Annotated in this window: 15 protein-coding genes; 8 read left to right on the forward strand and 7 right to left on the reverse strand. The window is 75.0% G+C overall.

Features of this window, described 5'->3' with window-relative positions; all coding sequences use genetic code 11:
- Positions 1 to 32 precede the first annotated feature (32 nt).
- Positions 33 to 509: a hypothetical protein gene (locus ACFXAM_RS07135; RefSeq protein ID WP_380288251.1), complete on the reverse strand. Its 477-nt coding sequence runs from the start codon at positions 507 to 509 to the stop codon at positions 33 to 35.
- A 211-nt stretch (positions 510 to 720) separates the two neighbouring features.
- Between ACFXAM_RS07135 and ctaD the strand changes: the two genes are divergently transcribed.
- The 5 genes from ctaD to ACFXAM_RS07160 all read left to right on the forward strand — a co-directional run bounded on the left by ctaD (position 721) and on the right by ACFXAM_RS07160 (position 5,144).
- Positions 721 to 2,439: a cytochrome c oxidase subunit I gene (gene ctaD, locus ACFXAM_RS07140; RefSeq protein ID WP_380288253.1), complete on the forward strand. Its 1,719-nt coding sequence runs from the start codon at positions 721 to 723 to the stop codon at positions 2,437 to 2,439.
- A 36-nt stretch (positions 2,440 to 2,475) separates the two neighbouring features.
- Positions 2,476 to 2,895 carry a BlaI/MecI/CopY family transcriptional regulator gene (locus ACFXAM_RS07145; RefSeq protein WP_380288255.1) on the forward strand — a complete coding sequence of 140 codons (420 nt, stop codon included), beginning with the start codon at positions 2,476 to 2,478 and terminating at the stop codon, positions 2,893 to 2,895.
- A 10-nt stretch (positions 2,896 to 2,905) separates the two neighbouring features.
- On the forward strand, positions 2,906 to 3,856 hold the full coding sequence (locus ACFXAM_RS07150) for a M48 family metalloprotease (protein ID WP_380288257.1): 951 nt from the start codon (positions 2,906 to 2,908) through the stop codon (positions 3,854 to 3,856).
- A gap of 109 nt (positions 3,857 to 3,965) precedes the next feature.
- Positions 3,966 to 4,625, forward strand: a complete 660-nt coding sequence (locus ACFXAM_RS07155; protein ID WP_380288259.1) for a hypothetical protein — start codon at positions 3,966 to 3,968, stop codon at positions 4,623 to 4,625.
- 114 nt (positions 4,626 to 4,739) lie between these two features.
- A complete protein-coding gene (locus ACFXAM_RS07160) occupies positions 4,740 to 5,144 on the forward strand; it encodes a YccF domain-containing protein (protein ID WP_380288261.1) in 405 nt (134 codons plus the stop codon).
- Between the two features lie 64 nt (positions 5,145 to 5,208).
- On the opposite strand, the gene ACFXAM_RS07165 is transcribed toward ACFXAM_RS07160, so the two are convergent.
- Positions 5,209 to 5,877, reverse strand: a complete 669-nt coding sequence (locus ACFXAM_RS07165; protein ID WP_380288264.1) for an FMN-dependent NADH-azoreductase — start codon at positions 5,875 to 5,877, stop codon at positions 5,209 to 5,211.
- A 75-nt stretch (positions 5,878 to 5,952) separates the two neighbouring features.
- On the opposite strand from ACFXAM_RS07165, the gene ACFXAM_RS07170 reads away from it, so the two are divergent.
- A complete protein-coding gene (locus tag ACFXAM_RS07170) occupies positions 5,953 to 6,873 on the forward strand; it encodes a sigma-70 family RNA polymerase sigma factor (RefSeq protein WP_380288266.1) in 921 nt (306 codons plus the stop codon).
- Here ACFXAM_RS07170 and ACFXAM_RS07175 read toward each other — a convergent pair.
- Positions 6,854 to 8,740 (reverse strand): FtsX-like permease family protein, encoded by a 1,887-nt coding sequence (locus tag ACFXAM_RS07175; RefSeq protein ID WP_380288268.1) that lies wholly within the window; start codon positions 8,738 to 8,740, stop codon positions 6,854 to 6,856. The genes ACFXAM_RS07170 and ACFXAM_RS07175 overlap by 20 nt on opposite strands.
- A 127-nt stretch (positions 8,741 to 8,867) precedes the next feature.
- Between ACFXAM_RS07175 and ACFXAM_RS07180 the strand changes: the two genes are divergently transcribed.
- Complete coding sequence (locus ACFXAM_RS07180) at positions 8,868 to 10,136, forward strand: sensor domain-containing protein (RefSeq protein WP_380288270.1); 1,269 nt, start codon at positions 8,868 to 8,870, stop codon at positions 10,134 to 10,136.
- 11 nt (positions 10,137 to 10,147) lie between these two features.
- Complete coding sequence (locus tag ACFXAM_RS07185) at positions 10,148 to 10,780, forward strand: response regulator (protein WP_380288350.1); 633 nt, start codon at positions 10,148 to 10,150, stop codon at positions 10,778 to 10,780.
- 4 nt (positions 10,781 to 10,784) lie between these two features.
- On the opposite strand, the gene mug is transcribed toward ACFXAM_RS07185, so the two are convergent.
- The 4 genes from mug to ACFXAM_RS07205 form a co-directional block, all read right to left on the reverse strand.
- Positions 10,785 to 11,348 (reverse strand): G/U mismatch-specific DNA glycosylase, encoded by a 564-nt coding sequence (mug, locus tag ACFXAM_RS07190; RefSeq protein WP_380288272.1) that lies wholly within the window; start codon positions 11,346 to 11,348, stop codon positions 10,785 to 10,787.
- Positions 11,345 to 12,424, reverse strand: a complete 1,080-nt coding sequence (locus ACFXAM_RS07195; protein WP_380288274.1) for a phosphatase PAP2 family protein — start codon at positions 12,422 to 12,424, stop codon at positions 11,345 to 11,347. The genes mug and ACFXAM_RS07195 overlap by 4 nt, the downstream gene beginning before the upstream one ends.
- A gap of 181 nt (positions 12,425 to 12,605) precedes the next feature.
- Positions 12,606 to 13,724 carry an aminopeptidase P family protein gene (locus tag ACFXAM_RS07200; RefSeq protein ID WP_380288276.1) on the reverse strand — a complete coding sequence of 373 codons (1,119 nt, stop codon included), beginning with the start codon at positions 13,722 to 13,724 and terminating at the stop codon, positions 12,606 to 12,608.
- 58 nt (positions 13,725 to 13,782) lie between these two features.
- The gene (locus tag ACFXAM_RS07205) at positions 13,783 to 15,135 is read right to left on the reverse strand and encodes a dipeptidase (RefSeq protein ID WP_380288278.1); all 1,353 of its coding nucleotides are present in this window, start codon (positions 15,133 to 15,135) and stop codon (positions 13,783 to 13,785) included.
- Between the last annotated feature and the right edge of the window lie 13 nt (positions 15,136 to 15,148).

A 15,148-nucleotide genomic window follows, 5' to 3' on the forward strand; every position in this document is an offset into this window, starting at 1 on the left:
GAGGACGGGACCGGGCACGGCGCGGCCGGGGATCAGTGACCGGCCTCCGCGGGCCGGTAGACGCAGAGCGCCCAGATGATGAAGACGTCCAGGGCGATCACCACGATCGACCACCCCGGGTAGTACGGCATCGCCAGGAAGCCGTCGATGGCGCTCACCGCGGTGAGGACGATACCGGCGTACCGCGCCCAGGGGGCGCCCTTGAGGAGGAAGGCGCCGACCACCGCGACCAGCACGCCGACGACGATGTGGATCCAGCCCCAGCCGGTGAGGTCGAAGCGGAAGACGTAGCGGTTGGTGGTCAGGAAGACCTCGTCCTCGTGCACCGCCATGATCCCGCGCAGCACCTCCATGATGCCGTTGATGAGCATCAGGACACCGGCGAACACCACGAAGCCGGGCGCCCACTCGCGGAACCGGTGGTGCGAGGGCGGCGGCGGAGGCTGGCCGGTGCCGTGGCGCCAGGGCGGGGGCTCCTCCGGCGGGGGAGTCGACGACGTACTGCTCATGGGTTCCTCCAGGACCGGACGCCGGGGCCGGACAGGCCCTCCGGACAGGTGGGCGGAGAGACGTGCGGACTTCGACCGTCCGGCCCCGGCCGGTGCCGGGCAACCGGGCCGCGCCTGTTCGGGTGACCCTCCCCGCGCGTCCCCGCCCGGTGCGGCCGGCCGGCCGGTACTGGTGGTCCGACCCCTGCCCCGGACCCGGAAGGCGCAGCGCGTGACTCTCCTGCCGCAGGACACCGCGGAGCAGCAGCCCCCGCACCCGTCGCGCGCGTCCCGGCCGGAACGCCGCCGCGCCGCCCGCCGCCGGCGCGGGCGGGCCCTGGTCGGCTGGCTCACCACCACCGACCACAAGCGGATCGGCACCCTCTACATCACCACCTCCTTCCTGTTCTTCCTGTTCGGAGGGCTGATGGCGATGCTGATGCGGATCGAGCTGGCCCGCCCCGGGCTGCAACTGCTCTCGCCCGAGCAGTTCAACCAGCTCTTCACCATGCATGGCACGATCATGCTGCTGATGTTCGCGACCCCGCTGTTCGCCGGGTTCGCCAACTGGATCATGCCGCTGCAGCTCGGCGCCCCCGACGTCGCCTTCCCCCGGCTGAACGCGATCGCCTACTGGCTGTACCTGTTCGGCTCGCTGATCGTCGTCTACGGCTTCCTCACCCCGGACGGCGCGGCCGACTTCGGCTGGTTCGCCTACGCGCCGCTGAACGGCCTGCAGCACTCCCCGGGTGTGGGCGCCGACCTGTGGATCATGGGCCTGGCGCTCTCCGGCTTCGGCACCATCCTCGGCTCGGTCAACTTCATCACCACGATCGTCTGCTTCCGGGCGCCCGGGATGACGCTGTTCCGGATGCCGATCTTCGTCTGGAACATCCTGCTGACCGCCGTCCTGGTGCTGTTCGCCTTCCCGGTGCTGGCGGCCGCGCTGCTCTGCCTGGAGGCGGACCGGCGCTTCCACACCCACGTCTTCGACGCGGCCAACGGCGGGGCGCTGCTCTGGCAGCACCTGTTCTGGTTCTTCGGGCACCCGGAGGTCTACATCATCGCGCTGCCGTTCTTCGGCATCATCACCGAGATCATCCCGGTGTTCAGCCGCAAGCCGATCTTCGGCTACACCGGGCTGATCGGCGCGACCGTCGCCATCACCGGCCTGTCGATCACCGTCTGGGCGCACCACATGTTCGTCACCGGGCAGGTGCTGCTGCCGTTCTTCTCGATCATGACGATGCTGATCGCGGTGCCCACCGGGGTGAAGTTCTTCAACTGGATCGGCACCATGTGGCGGGGCTCGCTCAGCTTCGAGACGCCGATGCTGTGGGCCGTCGGCTTCCTGGTCACCTTCCTGTTCGGCGGCCTCACCGGCGTGCTGCTGGCCGCGCCGCCGATCGACTTCCACGTCTCCGACTCGTACTTCGTCGTCGCGCACTTCCACTACGTGGTGTTCGGGACGGTCGTCTTCGCCATGTTCGCCGGCTTCCACTTCTGGTGGCCCAAGTTCACCGGCCGGATGCTCGACGAACGGCTCGGCCGGATCCACTTCTGGACCCTCTTCGTGGGATTCCACACCACGTTCCTGGTGCAGCACTGGCTCGGCGCCGAGGGCATGCCCCGCCGGTACGCCGACTACCTGGCCTCCGACGGCTTCACCGCGCTCAACACCGTCTCCAGCATCGGCTCCTTCCTGCTCGGGATCTCCACCCTGCCGTTCCTCCACAACGTCTGGCACACCGCCCGGTACGGGGAGGAGGTCACCGTCGACGACCCGTGGGGCTACGGGCGCTCGCTGGAGTGGGCCACCTCCTGCCCGCCGCCGCGGCACAACTTCGTCACGCTGCCCCGGATCCGCTCCGAGTCGCCCGCCTTCGACCTCCACCACCCCGAGATCACCGCGTTCGACCGGCAGCAGAACGCCCGCGCACCACAAGCCTGATTCCCGGTCCTTTACCTTCTCGTTAGGATGACCGGCATGGCAGAGGACACCCACACCCCGGTGGCCGGCGACCCGCGGGCCCGGCGGCGCGGCCAGGGCGAGCTGGAGGCGCAGGTGCTGGCCGTGCTCCAGCGGGCACCCGTCCCCGTCACCGCCGGCTGGGTGCAGGAACGCCTCGACGGCGGCCTCGCGTACACCACCGTGATGACCATCCTCTCCCGGCTCCACGCCAAGGACGCCGTCACCCGCACCCGCTCCGGCCGCTCCTACCTCTGGCAGGCGTCCTCGGACGCGGCCGGCCTCGCCGCCCTGCGGATGCGCCGCGTCCTCGACGGCGAACCCGACCGGGACGCCGTGCTCGCCAGCTTCGTCACCGCGCTCCTCCCGCACGACGAGGAGCTGCTGCGCACCCTGCTCGACAGCGCCTCCGCCCCCGCCACCGACCGCGAAGGCTGACGTCCTCACCGTGGGTGTCTTCGTCTTCCTCCCCCTCGTCCTGCCGCTGACGGCGCTGCCCATCGCCCGCCTCACCGAGCAGCACCTCCACCCGCGCGGCGCCGCCCGGCTGCTCACCGCGATCAGCATCGTGATGGCCCTCTGCAGCGCGCTCTGCCTGGCCCTGATCGGCGTCGTCGGCACCGCGCAGATCCCCGGCAACCCGCTGCCCGACAGCTGGTCCGACCCCGAGGTCCGGGCCGCCCTGCCGTACCACGAGACGGTGGGCACCGCGGCGCTGCTCGTCCTCGCCGTCGTCCTCGCCGCCGTCGGCCGCACGCTCGCCCGCCACCTGCGGATCCGCGCCCGCGCCCGGCGCGCCCTCGGCCGCGCCCTGCCCGCCTCCTCCGACGTCGCCCTGCTCCCCGACCCGGCCCCGTACGCCTACGCGCTCCCCGGCTCGCCGCGCTCGCCCGGCCGGGTCGTCGTCTCCACCGGCATGCTGGCCGGCCTCGCCGAGGACGAACGCGCCGCGCTGCTCGCCCACGAACGCGCCCACCTGACCCACCGGCACCACCGCCACCTGCTGGCCACCCAACTGGCGGGCTGCGTCAACCCGTTCCTGCGCCCGCTGGAGCGCGCCGTCTCCTACAGCGCGGAGCGCTGGGCCGACGAGGAGTCCGCGCAGGCCGTCGGCGACCGCCGGGTCACCGCCCGCGCCGTCGCCCGCGCCGCCCTCGCCTCCCACCGCCCGCCCGCCGCGTACGCCGCCTTCCCCGCCTTCGCGGCCCCGGGCCCCGTTCCCCGGCGCGTCGCCGCTCTCCTCGGTCCCGTCCCCACCACCCGCAACTGGCCCCCCGCCCACACCCCCGCCGGCCTCGCCGCGCTCGTCGCGGCCCTCGGCACTGCCGCCTCCGCCCTGTCCGCGCTCAACGCCGCCGTCGCGCTCCTGCTCGTCCTCAAGGCCGTCACGCCGCTGTGACCCGCGCACCGGACGGCGCAGCATCCCGAGCGCTCCCGTCCGGGCTGCCGCATGCTCGGTGAGCAGGGCGTCGGGCCCGGGACCGGAGGCAGGCCGAAGAGGTGGTGGCGTGGCCGCAGCGGGTTCGATGAACGTCGGGAACAGCGCGCTGGTGGCGGCGGTCACGGCCCTGGTGGCCTCGCTGGTCGGCGCGGCCGGGCTGTGGTTCCGCGAATGGAACGCGCGCCGGAGTGCCGAGGCGAGACGACAGCGGGAGCTGGACGAGGCGCGGGCGCACCTGGGCTTCCTCACCGAGTGGTTCGGCGCCTACGAGGCGGTCGCCCCGGGGACGGACATCGCTCCGGTGCGGGCGTGGGCGGCCGACCACCTGCAGAGTCAGCTGGCGGTCCTGCGGGCCTCCCGGGCCGATGAGCAGGTGGCGGACGGTCTGTCGTTCCTGGACCGATTCCGGGTCGTCCTGCTGTGGTTTCCGCTGCATTCCCGGTCGGGTTCGCTGGTTCGGGTGTTCTTCTTCTTCGTCCTCCTGTTCATGGGGTATGTCCTGGGGATCGCCGTGCTGGCACAGGGGGACGTTCTCGGCACGATCGTCATCGTTCTCCTGCTCATCGGGACCGGCATCGCGCTTCTCTACGGCCTCTGGACCCTGACCGTGCGGCTCGCGCACCGGACCGCCGATCCCCGGCTGCTCCGCGCGGCCCGCTCGCCGCGCGCGGAGCGGGCTCCGGAGCGGGTGGACTGGACCTCGGGCCCGGGGCGTTCTCCTCCCTGAGGAGTGCCGCTACCCGGAGTGATCCCTGAGGTGTGCTGCCCGGGGGCGTAGATCCGCAGGTCGGCGGGCATCGGTGGTCGTAGGGGAAGGTTCGGACGTGAGAGGGTGCCAGGCATGAAGGTGATCGGATTCGTACTGAATGTGCTCTGGCTGGTCTTCTGCGGATTCTGGATGGCGATCGGTTATGTGATCGCCGGCATCATCTGCTGCATTCTGATCATCACGATTCCCTTCGGTATCGCGTCGTTCCGCCTGGCCGGGTTCGTGATCTGGCCGTTCGGGCGGACGGCGGTCGAGCGGCCGGACGCGGGGGCGCCCTCGTGCATCGGGAACGTGATCTGGCTGATCTTCGCGGGGTGGTGGCTGGCGCTGATGCACCTGGTCACCAGCATTCCGCTGTTCCTGTCGATCATCGGAATTCCGTTCGGATGGGCGAACCTCAAGCTGATTCCGGTGTCGCTGATGCCGCTGGGGCGCGAGATCGTCTCGACGGACGAGCCGTGGGGCGGGCGGCGGTAGGCGAGGGGCGGTGAGCGGGGGGCGGAGCAGGGCCGGCGGGGGTTCCCGCCGGCCCTCGGTGTTCTCAGGCGGCGGCCAGGCGGGCCAGCTCGGCGCGGGCGGCGGCGAGGGAGGCGGTGGCGAGGTCGCGGTAGGGGGCGAGGGCTGGGACGTCGGCGGCGCGGGTGAGCTCGGCGTGGACGAAGCGGAGCCCGGCGTCCGCGACGCCGAGGTGTTCGGTGAACCAGGCGCGCAGGTACGGGGTCTGGAAGTCGAAGGGCTCGCGCGGGGTGCCCGGGCCGTAGCCGCCGCCGCGGGCGGTGACGACGATGACGCGGGTGGCGGCGAGGCGGCCGGTGTGGACGCCGGGGAAGGTGATCCGGTCGATCCAGGCCTTCAGGGCGGCGGGGACGGTGAGGTTGTACATCGGGACGCCGAGCAGGAGCGTGTCGGCCGCGTGCAGCTCGGTGACCAGGGGGTGGGTGAGGGACCACTCCTGCCGCTCGGCCGGGGTCGTGGCGAACGCGGGGACGTCGGCGGGCGCCACGGGGCCGCCGTGGCGCTCGACGCGCACACCGAGGGAGGCGTAGCCGGCGCCGATGAGCGGGACCGGGTCGGCGGCGAGGTCGCGGTAGCCGTAGCCGGCGCCGGGGTGGCGGGTCCGCCAGGCGTGGGCGAAGCGGGCGGTCAGACGGCGGCTGACGGACTGGTCGGCCGGACTCGCGCCGGAGTCGAGGTGGAGCAGGCTGGGCATGAGGGGGCTCCCGGTCACCTTCGGGGGGTGGGCATCGTCACCCCCGTGACGGGGACGCGGAGGGAAAGGTGACCGGTGGACGGGCGTGCGGAACTGGCGGTGCGGTTCGAGGCCGAGCGGGGGCGGCTGGGAGCGGTCGCGCGGCGGATCCTGGGGTCGGCGGCCGAGGCCGAGGACGCCGTGCAGGAGGCCTGGCTGCGGCTGGAACGGGTCGACGCGGCGCGGCTGGACAACCTGCCGGGGTGGCTGACCACGGTGGTGTCGCGGATCTGCCTGGACGTGCTGAGGACCAGGAGGACCGTGGGCGTGGCGGTCGAGGACGCGGTGGCCGGGGACGTGGTGGACGGGCCGGAGGCGGAGGCGGAGCTGGTCGAGGAGGTGGGCCGGGCGATGCTGGTGGTGCTGGACCGGCTGGGACCGGCGGAGCGGGTCGCCTTCGTGCTGCACGACGGGTTCGCGGTGCCGTTCGACGAGATCGGGCCGATCGTCGGGCGGAGCACGGTGGCCGCGAAGAAACTGGCGAGCCGGGCCCGGCAGCGGGTGCGGGGGACGGCAGAGGCGGTGGGTTCGGCGCAGCGCGAGGTGGTGGACGCGTTCCTGGCCGCCGCGCGTGGCGGCGACCTGGAGGCGCTGCTCGCGGTGCTCGCCCCGGACGTGGTGCGCCGGGCCGACCCGGCCGCGCTGCCCGCCGGCCGGCCGGCGGTGCTGCGCGGCGCCGACGCCGTGGCCCGGGAGACACAGGTGATCGGGCGCCGGGCGCGGTTCGGCGTGCCGGTGCTGGTGGACGGCGGGGCCGGGGCGGCGATCGCACCGGACGGGCGGCTGCGGCTGCTGCTGACGTTCGACGTGCGCGACGGGCGGGTGGCCGGGTTCGAGGTCGTCGCGGATCCGGCGCGGCTGGCGGCGGCCGGGGTCACCCTGCCCGGCCGGGGCGGCCCGTCGGCGACCCCGGCGCCCGGCGGCCCGGAGCCGGGACTCAGCGCGCCGCGGCGGTGACCGGACGGGAACGCAGTGCCCGGGCGGCGGCCGGGGCGGCGCAGACCGCGGCGAGCAGCAGCGCGCCGGCGCTCACCGCGGCGACCGGGCGCCAGGGCAGGACGAGCGGCGCGGGCACCCGGAGCACGGCCAGCGCGGCGTACAGGGAGCCGAGCTGGAGGGCCGCGACCGCGCAGCCGAGCACCGCGCCGACCGCCGTCACCAGCACCGATTCGGCGGTCACCAGCCGCACCACCTGACCGCGGGTCGCCCCGGCGAGGCGAAGCAGGGCGAGCTCACGGCGGCGGTCGGCGGTGGCCATGAGCAGGGTGTTGGCGAGCGCGATGCCGGTGTAGACGAGGGCCGGGCCGAGGACGAGGGCCATCCGCAGCCAGGTGATCCGGGTGGGTGCCCCGTCGGCGAACCACTCCTGCCGGGTCAGCACGGTGGCGCCGTACGGCCGGGCGGCGGCGCGGACCTCGGTCACCCGGGCGGCGGGCCCGAGGCGGACCTCGACCCGGTCGACGCGGGCGCCCGGGGCGTGGGCGGCGGTCACGTACAGGCCGTTGTCGCCGAGTCCGTCCCGCAGCACGGCCGCCACCCGCAGGGTCGTCCGGCTGCCGTCGGCGCGCACCACCGGGACCGGTTCGCCGACCGTCCGGTGCCCCCACTCGGCGGGCAGGACGAGCGAGTGGTCGTCCAGGCCGGCCGTCGAACCGGCCAGCAGGGGCAGCCGGGTGAGCGCGGCCAGTGCGGCCGGATCGGTGGTCGCCCGGGCCTCGGAGCGGACCGTCACGCCGTCCGGCTCGACGAGGCCGAGGACGGTCGGCGCGGTGGGGAGGAGGGCCACCACGCCCGGGACGGCGCCCAGCGCGGCGAGCAGCGGGCCGTCGCCGCCGGGCGCCGGGACGACGACCAGGTCGGCGGCACTGCGGGCGCGCGCCTCGGCGGTCCGGGCGGCGGCCACCGCGGCCGGCGCGCCCGCCAGCGAGCCGGTCAGCGCGACCGAGACCAGCACCGGTGCGGCGACCGCGCCCGTGCGGCGCAGCGCGGCGGCGGCGCCCGCGGGCACCAGGCGGCCCGCGTACCCGGTGAGCCGCACCGGGAGGGCGCGGCCGAGGAGGCGGATGAGCGGCGGGGCGAGCAGCGGGGAGAGCAGACCGGCCGCGCAGATCAGCCACATCGGCCGGGTGGTGTACGTCTTGCGGTGCAGCAGGTCGGCGGGGTCGGTGGCGAGCGCGGTGCCGGCCAGGACGGCGGCCGTGAGCAGCAGGCCGAGCCCGGTGAGCAGCCGCCCGGCCGTCAGCACCCCGGTGTCGAGGTCGGCCGCGCGCAGGGCGTCCAGCGGCCCGACCCGCCCGGCCCGGCGCGCGGCCACGGCGACGCCGGCGAGCGCGACCAGCAGCCCGGTGGCGAAGGCGGTCGGCAGCGGCCAGCCGGCCGGGGCGAGGGCGAAGCCGGGCGGCGCCATGCCGACGTCGGCCAGCCGCCCGACGAACGCCGGGGCGCCGAGCCGGCCGAGCAGGCAGCCCGTCGCGGAGGCGGCCGCGCCGAGCAGCAGCGCCTCGGCGAGCACCGTACGGCGGACCTGCGCACGGGTGGCGCCGGCGAGGCGGAGCAGGCCGAGCTCACGGCGGCGCTGGGCGACGGCGTAGGAGTAGGTGGAGGCGACGACGAACGCCGCGACGAACGCGCTCACCCCGCCCGCGGTGCCGAGCGCGGCGACCAGCGACACCAGGTCCTCCCCGCCGGGCGCGCCGACGGCGGAGGCGAGGCCGAGCAGCATGACGGCGGTCATCGCGACACCGAGGGCGAGCGCGAGGAAGGCGCCGAGCAGGGAGACCCGGCGGGCCTTCAGGGACCGGAGTGCGATCCGCAGCATTCTCATGCGCCCAGCGAACCGCTGCGGCAGGGGGCGCCGCAGCAGGCCGGGGGCCACTTCGGACGGTAGGGCAGGCTCTACCGACGGACCGCCGGCAGCGCCCTAGGGTGGGCACGACCGGGGGAGGGACACGATGGACAAGCTGCTGCGGCCGGGCCTCCTGCGCTCGGCGGCCCCGTGGCGGGCGGCCGGGTACCTGCTGGCGACCGGCCTGACCGGGCTGCTGCTCTGCGCCGGCCTGCTGCTGTCCGTGACGGCCGCCGGAGTGCTGGCGGTCCTGCTGGTCGGGCTGCCGCTGCTGGCCGCGCTCGCCCTGGTCGGGCTGCCGGTCGCGGCCTGGGAACGCCGGCTGGCCCGGTTCCTGGACGGCGGCCGGGTGCCGGACCCGCACCGCGTCCCCGACCGCCCCGGCCTCGCGGCCTGGCTGCGGCTGCGCTACCGCGAGCGGGCGACCTGGCGCGAACTGGGCTTCACCGCGCTCGCCGCGTTCGTGCTCTGGCCGGTCGACCTGGCCGTGGCCGGCTGCGCCCTGGCCGTCCCCGGCTGCCTGCTGGCCGCCGTCCCGCTGCTCCTGCTGGACGGCGAGCAGGTCAACGTCCTCAAGGTCTGGCAGGTCCACTCGACGGGGACGGCCGCTCTGTGCGGGCTGGCCGGCCTCGTCCTGCTGCCGCTGCTGAGCCACCCGCTGGTCCTGGCGGCGGACGCCCGGGCGGCCCTGGTCCGGCTGCTGCTCGGGCCCGGCCGGCAGGAGCGGCGGATCGGTGAACTGGTCCGCTCCCGGGCCCGGCTGGTGGACGCCTTCGAGGCGGAGCGGCGCCGGATCGAGCGCGATCTGCACGACGGCGCCCAGCAGCGGCTGGTGGCCCTGCGGATGACGCTCGGCCTGGCCCGGCTGGACGCGCCGCCGGACGGCCCGCTGGCCGCCCGGCTCGCCGCGGCGCACCGCGAGGCGGGTGACGTGCTGGCCGGACTGCGCGAGCTGATCAACGGCATCCACCCCCAGGTGCTCACCGACCGCGGCCTGCCGGAGGCCTGCGCGGACGCCGCCGACCGCTCGCCCGTCCCGGTCGTCACCCGCTTCGCGCTGCCCGCCCGGCTCCCGGCACCGGTCGAGTCGGCCGGCTACTTCGCCGTCACCGAGGCCCTCGCCAACATCGCCAAGCACAGCCGCGCGCGCACGGCGAGCGTCGAAGGGCGCTACGCGGACGGGCGGCTGACCATCGAGGTGGCCGACGACGGCCGCGGCGGCGCCGACCCGGGGCGCGGCACCGGCCTGACCGGGCTGGCCGACCGGGTCGCCGTCGTGGACGGCACCCTGACGGTGAGCAGTCCGCCCGGCGGACCGACCCTGGTGCGGGTGGAGATCCCGTGCGTCCCGGCCGGCGGAGGGGCCCGACGATGAGCCTGAGGATCGTGCTCGCCGAGGACGGCGTGCTGCTCCGCGAGGGGCTGGTCGGCCTGCTGGCCCGGTTCGGGCACCGGGTGGTGGCCGCAGTCGGCGACGCCGGGGCGCTGCGCACGGCGGTCGAGGAGCACGCGCCGGACCTCGTCGTCACCGACGTCCGGATGCCGCCCGGCCAGACCGACGAGGGGCTGCGCGCGGCCGTCGCCCTGCGCGAGCGGCGCCCGGGCCTGCCGGTCCTGGTGCTCAGCCAGTACGTGCAGCGCTCGTACGCGGCGGAACTGCTGGACTCGGGCGACGGCTCCGGGGTCGGCTACCTGCTGAAGGACCGGATCGGCCAGATCGAGGAGTTCACGGCGGCGGTCGCCGAGGTCGCGGCCGGCGGGACGGTGGTCGACCCGGAGGTGGTCCGCCAGCTGCTGCGCCGCCGCCGGGACCCGCTGGAGCGGCTGACCCCGCGCGAGCGCGAGGTGCTGGCGCTGATGGCCGAGGGGCGGTCCAACGCGGCGATCTGCGGGGAGCTGGTGGTGTCCGAGGCGGCGGTGGGCAAGCACATCGGCAACATCCTGATGAAGCTCGACCTGCCCCCGGCGGGGGAGACCCACCGCCGGGTGCTGGCGGTGCTGGAGTTCCTGCGTGCCTGACCGGCTAGGAGAGCGCCTCGCGCAGCCCGGCGAACTCCGCCGCCAGCGCGTCCAGGGTGTAGTGGGCGTTGAGGCCGCTGGGGTTGGGCAGCACCCAGACCTCGGTGTCCCCGATGGTCCGCTCCTGGCGCCCGGTCGACGCCGTCCGCAGGCCGAAGGCCGTGCGGTAGGCGCCGATGCCGAGCACCGCCAGCACCCGGGGGCGCAGCCGCAGCACCCGTTCGGTGAGCGCGGCGCCGCCCGCCCGCAGCTCCTCGGCGGTCAGCTCGTCGGCCTTGGCGGTGGTGCGCGGGGCGACGTTGGTGATGCCGAGGCCGAGGTCGAGCAGCTGCCGCTGCTCGTCCGGCCGGAACTGGCGCGGCGTGAAGCCGGAGCGGTGCAGGGCGGGCCAGAACCGGTTGCCGGGGCGGGCGAAGTGGTGGCCGGTGGCCCCGGACCAGAGCCCGGGGTTGATCCCGCAGAACAGCACGCGCAGACCGGGGGCGGTGACGTCCTCGATCGTCCTGTCGCGGGCGGCGAGCAGTTGCTCGGCGGTCGGCCTGGGGGCCGGGGTCGGCTTCTCGGTCACCGCTCCAGTGTGCCGCCGGCCACCCCGGCCGCCACGCCCGCCCCCGGCTCCGCGGGCTCCACCGGCGCCACGGCCGCCCGGCTCGCCGCCAGCGACCTGGTCCGCCGCCGCTCGCGCAGCCACCGCACGCCGTACACCGCCGCGGCCGCGTACGCCCAGCCGACGAAGACGTCCACCAGGTAGTGCTCCGCCCCGTACACCAGGGCGAAGGTCATCGCGAGCGGGTACGCGACCAGCAGCACCCGCAGCCACCGCGCGGCCGTCGGCCAGAAGAAGAACAGCAGCATCGCCGGGTACGCCGAGTGCAGCGAGGGCATCGCGGCGACGTCGTTGGCGAACTGGCTGCCGTTCTCGAACACCGACGCGGCCCGCGGCAGCCCGCTCTCGGTGAGCACGTCCGAGACCACCCGGGTCAGCTCCGGCAGGTGGCCCTCCTGGGAGGAGAGCCACGGCGGCACCGCCGGGTAGAGGATGTACGTGGCGAAGCCGGCGAAGGTCAGCACCAGGTAGCAGGTGAGCAGGTGCCGGAACCGGTCGTGGCGCCGGCGCCAGAGCACCGCGAGGATCACGAAGACCGCGAAGAAGTGCGACATGTAGACGGTGACCGCCGCGTAGTCCCACCACTGCGGCGAGCCGGGCGTGTAGAGCCCGTGCTGCAGCCGGACGGTCAGCGTCTCGCCGAAGCCGATGACCTCGTCGGCGCGCTGCTGCGGCCACAGGTACGGGCCCCAGGGGGTGTGTGCGCCGTAGCCGCGCAGCAGCGAGTACGTCCAGACGACGGCCATCACCGGCACCCAGTCGCGCAGCACCAGCAGGAAGCCGCGCGCGCCGTGCCCGCTGTGCACGCCGGCGGCCACCAGGGCGCCCATCAGCCAGAGGAAGACCAGGTCATTGGTGTACGGCAGGCCGTACGTGCCCAGGTACCACAGCAGGGCGGTGAGGTAGAGCGGCCACGCCAGCAGCCGGAGCCGGGCCAGGGCGCCGGAGCGCGTGCCGGTCCGGGAACCGGTCGCCGGACGCAGCCGCCCGGCGCTCTCGGAAGGGGTGGGCGGCGCCGGGCGGAGCATTCTGGTCATGCCGGTCGAAGCTAGCAAGGCATTCTTGGAGAACTCTCGGTGCGAACGGCGGTCCGTTCAGGAAGGGCTCAGAATTGCCCCGGGCGGCGCAGCGCACACACCGGGCCGGGTGATCCGGGAGACGGCCGGGACGCGGCGGGGGCGTTCCCGGCGGTGACCCCGGACACGGCCCCGGGGTGACTCAGGACACGATGCCCAGCTCGTGCGGGGTGTTGTTGAACCGCCGCCCGCCCTGTTCGGTGACGGTCACGATGTCCTCGATCCGCACCCCGAACCGGCCCGGCAGGTAGACGCCCGGCTCGATCGAGAAGCACATCCCCGGCACCAGCGGCCGCTCCTCGCCCTCGACCAGGTACGGCGGCTCGTGCGTGGTGATGCCGATGCCGTGGCCGGTGCGGTGGATGAAGTACTCGCCGTACCCGGCCTCGGTGATGACCCGGCGGGCGACCCGGTCGATCTCCTGGCAGCCGATCCCGGGCCGGACGGCCTCGAACGCGGTCTGCTGCGCCTGCCGGACGACCTCGTGGACCCTGCGCACCTCGTCCGGGACGTCGGCGCCGACGTGCACGGTGCGGGTGGTGTCGGAGCCGTAGCCGTCCTTGAGCCCGCCGAAGTCCAGCACGACGGTGTCGCCGGGCTCGATCACCCGGTCGCCGGCCTCGTGGTGCGGGTTGGCGCCGTTGGGGCCGGAGCCGACCACGGTGAAGTCGACCTGGCTGTGGCCGTACTTGATGAGCAGGGCGGCGAGGTCGGCGGCGACGTCGGTCTCCCGGCGCCCGGCGAAGGTGACCTCCAGGATGCCCCGGTAGGCGGCGTCGGCGGCCCCGCCGGCCGCGGCGAGGCGCTCCAGCTCGTCCGTGTCCTTGACCGCGCGCAGCATCGGCAGGGTCTCGGTGAGCGAGGTCCAGCCGGTGGCCGGCAGGGCGGCCTGGAGGCCGAGCAGGTGCATCGCCCAGGCGTTGTCGGAGATCCCGTACCGGCCGGCCCGGTCGATCAGCGGGACGGCGGCGGCGTACGGGTCCTGGCCGTCGGTCCAGTCGACCAGGCGGACGGCGGGGGCGCCGGCCGCCTTCTCGGCGTCGGGGCGCTCCAGGGTGGGGACGATCAGCGCGGGATCGCGCCCTGCGGTGAGAACGAGCGCGGTGAGCCGTTCGGTGATCGCGGTCGGCTGGTAGCCGGTGAGGTACACGAGGTCGGGGCCGGGGGCGACGACCAGGCCGGACAGCCCGGCGCCGGCCGCGGCGGCGGTGGCCCGCTCCAGGCGGGAGCGGTAGTCCTCGGTGGTGAACTCTCGGGGCATGCGGGTCTCCTGGTGGGGGAGCTCGGCGCGGCTGGAGGCTGGGTGCGCGTCAACTTCATCACGAACGGCGCGAGTTGGCGTAGTGCCGGAGGAACAGCGCCTCGACGTGGGCCATGTGCTCGATCTCGCCGGGGTCGACGCTCTCGTTGGGCGCGTGGATCAGGCAGCGCGGCTCCTCGACGCCCATCAGGATGATCTCCGCCGCCGGGAAGGTCGTGGCGAACACGGTGCAGAGCGGGATCGAGCCGCCCTGGCCGAGGAAGGACATCGGGCGGCCGTAGACCTCCTGCACGGCCTTGTCGAGCGCCGCGTAGGCGGGCCCGCCGGTGGCGGCGCGGAACGGCGAGCCGACGCTCTCGGGCTCCACCGCGATGTGCACCCCCCACGGTGCGGCGGCCTTCAGGTGGGCGGTGAGCGCGGCCTGGGCGGCGCGCGCGTCGGTGCCGGGCGGGACGCGCAGGCTGACCCGGGCCCGGGCGGTGGCCGGGATCGCGGCGGCGGAGCCGACCACCGGCGGGCAGTCGATGCCGAGCACGGTGACGGCGGGCCGGGCCCAGAGCCGGTCGGCGACGGTGCCGGAGCCGGTCAGCCGGACGCCGTCCAGGACGCCCGCGTCGGCGCGGAACCGTTGCTCGTCGTAGCCGACGCCGCTCCAGGTGCCGTCGTTGTCCAGGCCCTCGATCCGGGTGCCGCCGTCGGCGTCCCGCAGTGAGTCGAGGACGCGGATCAGCGCGGCCAGCGCGTCCGGGGCGGGGCCGCCGAACATGCCGGAGTGCATGTCGCCCGCGAGCGCGGAGACGGTGACCACCACCGTGGTGACGCCGCGCAGCGAGGTGGTGGCGGTGGGCAGGCCGACCGCCGCGTTGCCGGTGTCGCAGATCAGCAGTGCGTCGGCGTGCAGCTCCCCGGCGTGCGGCGGGACGTAGGCCTCCAGTCCGCCGGTGCCCTGCTCCTCCGAGCCCTCGACGACCAGTTTGAGGCCGACCGGCAGGTCGTCGCCGAGCGCCCGCAGCGCGGTGAGGTGCATGACGATGTTGCCCTTGCAGTCGGCGGCGCCGCGCCCGTACCAGCGGCCGGCGCGCTCGGTGAGCTCGAACGGCGGGGAGGTCCAGGCGGCGTCGTCGAGCGGGGGCTGGACGTCGTAGTGGGCGTAGAGCAGGACGGTCGGCGCGCCGGACGGGGGCGGGCGGTGGCCGACCACGGCGTGGCTGCCGTCCGGGGTCTCCTCCAGGTGGACGTCGCGCAGTCCGGCGTCGGCGAAGGCGTCGGCGACCCACTCGGCGGCCTGGCGGCACTTCTCCGGCGGGTACTGGCGGGGGTCGGCGACGGAGGGGATGGCGACCAGCTCGGCCAGGTCGGCCCGGGCGCGCGGCATCAGGGCGGCGATCCGGCGGGCGAGTTCGTCGGTCATGGTGACGGCTCCT

The sequence above is a fragment of the Kitasatospora sp. NPDC059462 genome (genome assembly GCF_042749955.1).
Taxonomy (GTDB): domain Bacteria; phylum Actinomycetota; class Actinomycetes; order Streptomycetales; family Streptomycetaceae; genus Kitasatospora.

Coding starts and splice junctions, on each gene's coding strand:
- ACFXAM_RS07135 (WP_380288251.1), bottom strand. CDS start 509: ATGAGCAGTACGTCGTCGACTCCCCCGCCGGAGGAGCCCCCGCCCTGG.
- ACFXAM_RS07145 (WP_380288255.1), top strand. CDS start 2,476: ATGGCAGAGGACACCCACACCCCGGTGGCCGGCGACCCGCGGGCCCGG.
- ACFXAM_RS07160 (WP_380288261.1), top strand. CDS start 4,740: ATGAAGGTGATCGGATTCGTACTGAATGTGCTCTGGCTGGTCTTCTGC.
- ACFXAM_RS07165 (WP_380288264.1), bottom strand. CDS start 5,877: ATGCCCAGCCTGCTCCACCTCGACTCCGGCGCGAGTCCGGCCGACCAG.
- ACFXAM_RS07175 (WP_380288268.1), bottom strand. CDS start 8,740: ATGAGAATGCTGCGGATCGCACTCCGGTCCCTGAAGGCCCGCCGGGTC.
- ACFXAM_RS07180 (WP_380288270.1), top strand. CDS start 8,868: ATGGACAAGCTGCTGCGGCCGGGCCTCCTGCGCTCGGCGGCCCCGTGG.
- ACFXAM_RS07195 (WP_380288274.1), bottom strand. CDS start 12,424: ATGACCAGAATGCTCCGCCCGGCGCCGCCCACCCCTTCCGAGAGCGCC.
- ACFXAM_RS07200 (WP_380288276.1), bottom strand. CDS start 13,724: ATGCCCCGAGAGTTCACCACCGAGGACTACCGCTCCCGCCTGGAGCGG.
- ACFXAM_RS07205 (WP_380288278.1), bottom strand. CDS start 15,135: ATGACCGACGAACTCGCCCGCCGGATCGCCGCCCTGATGCCGCGCGCC.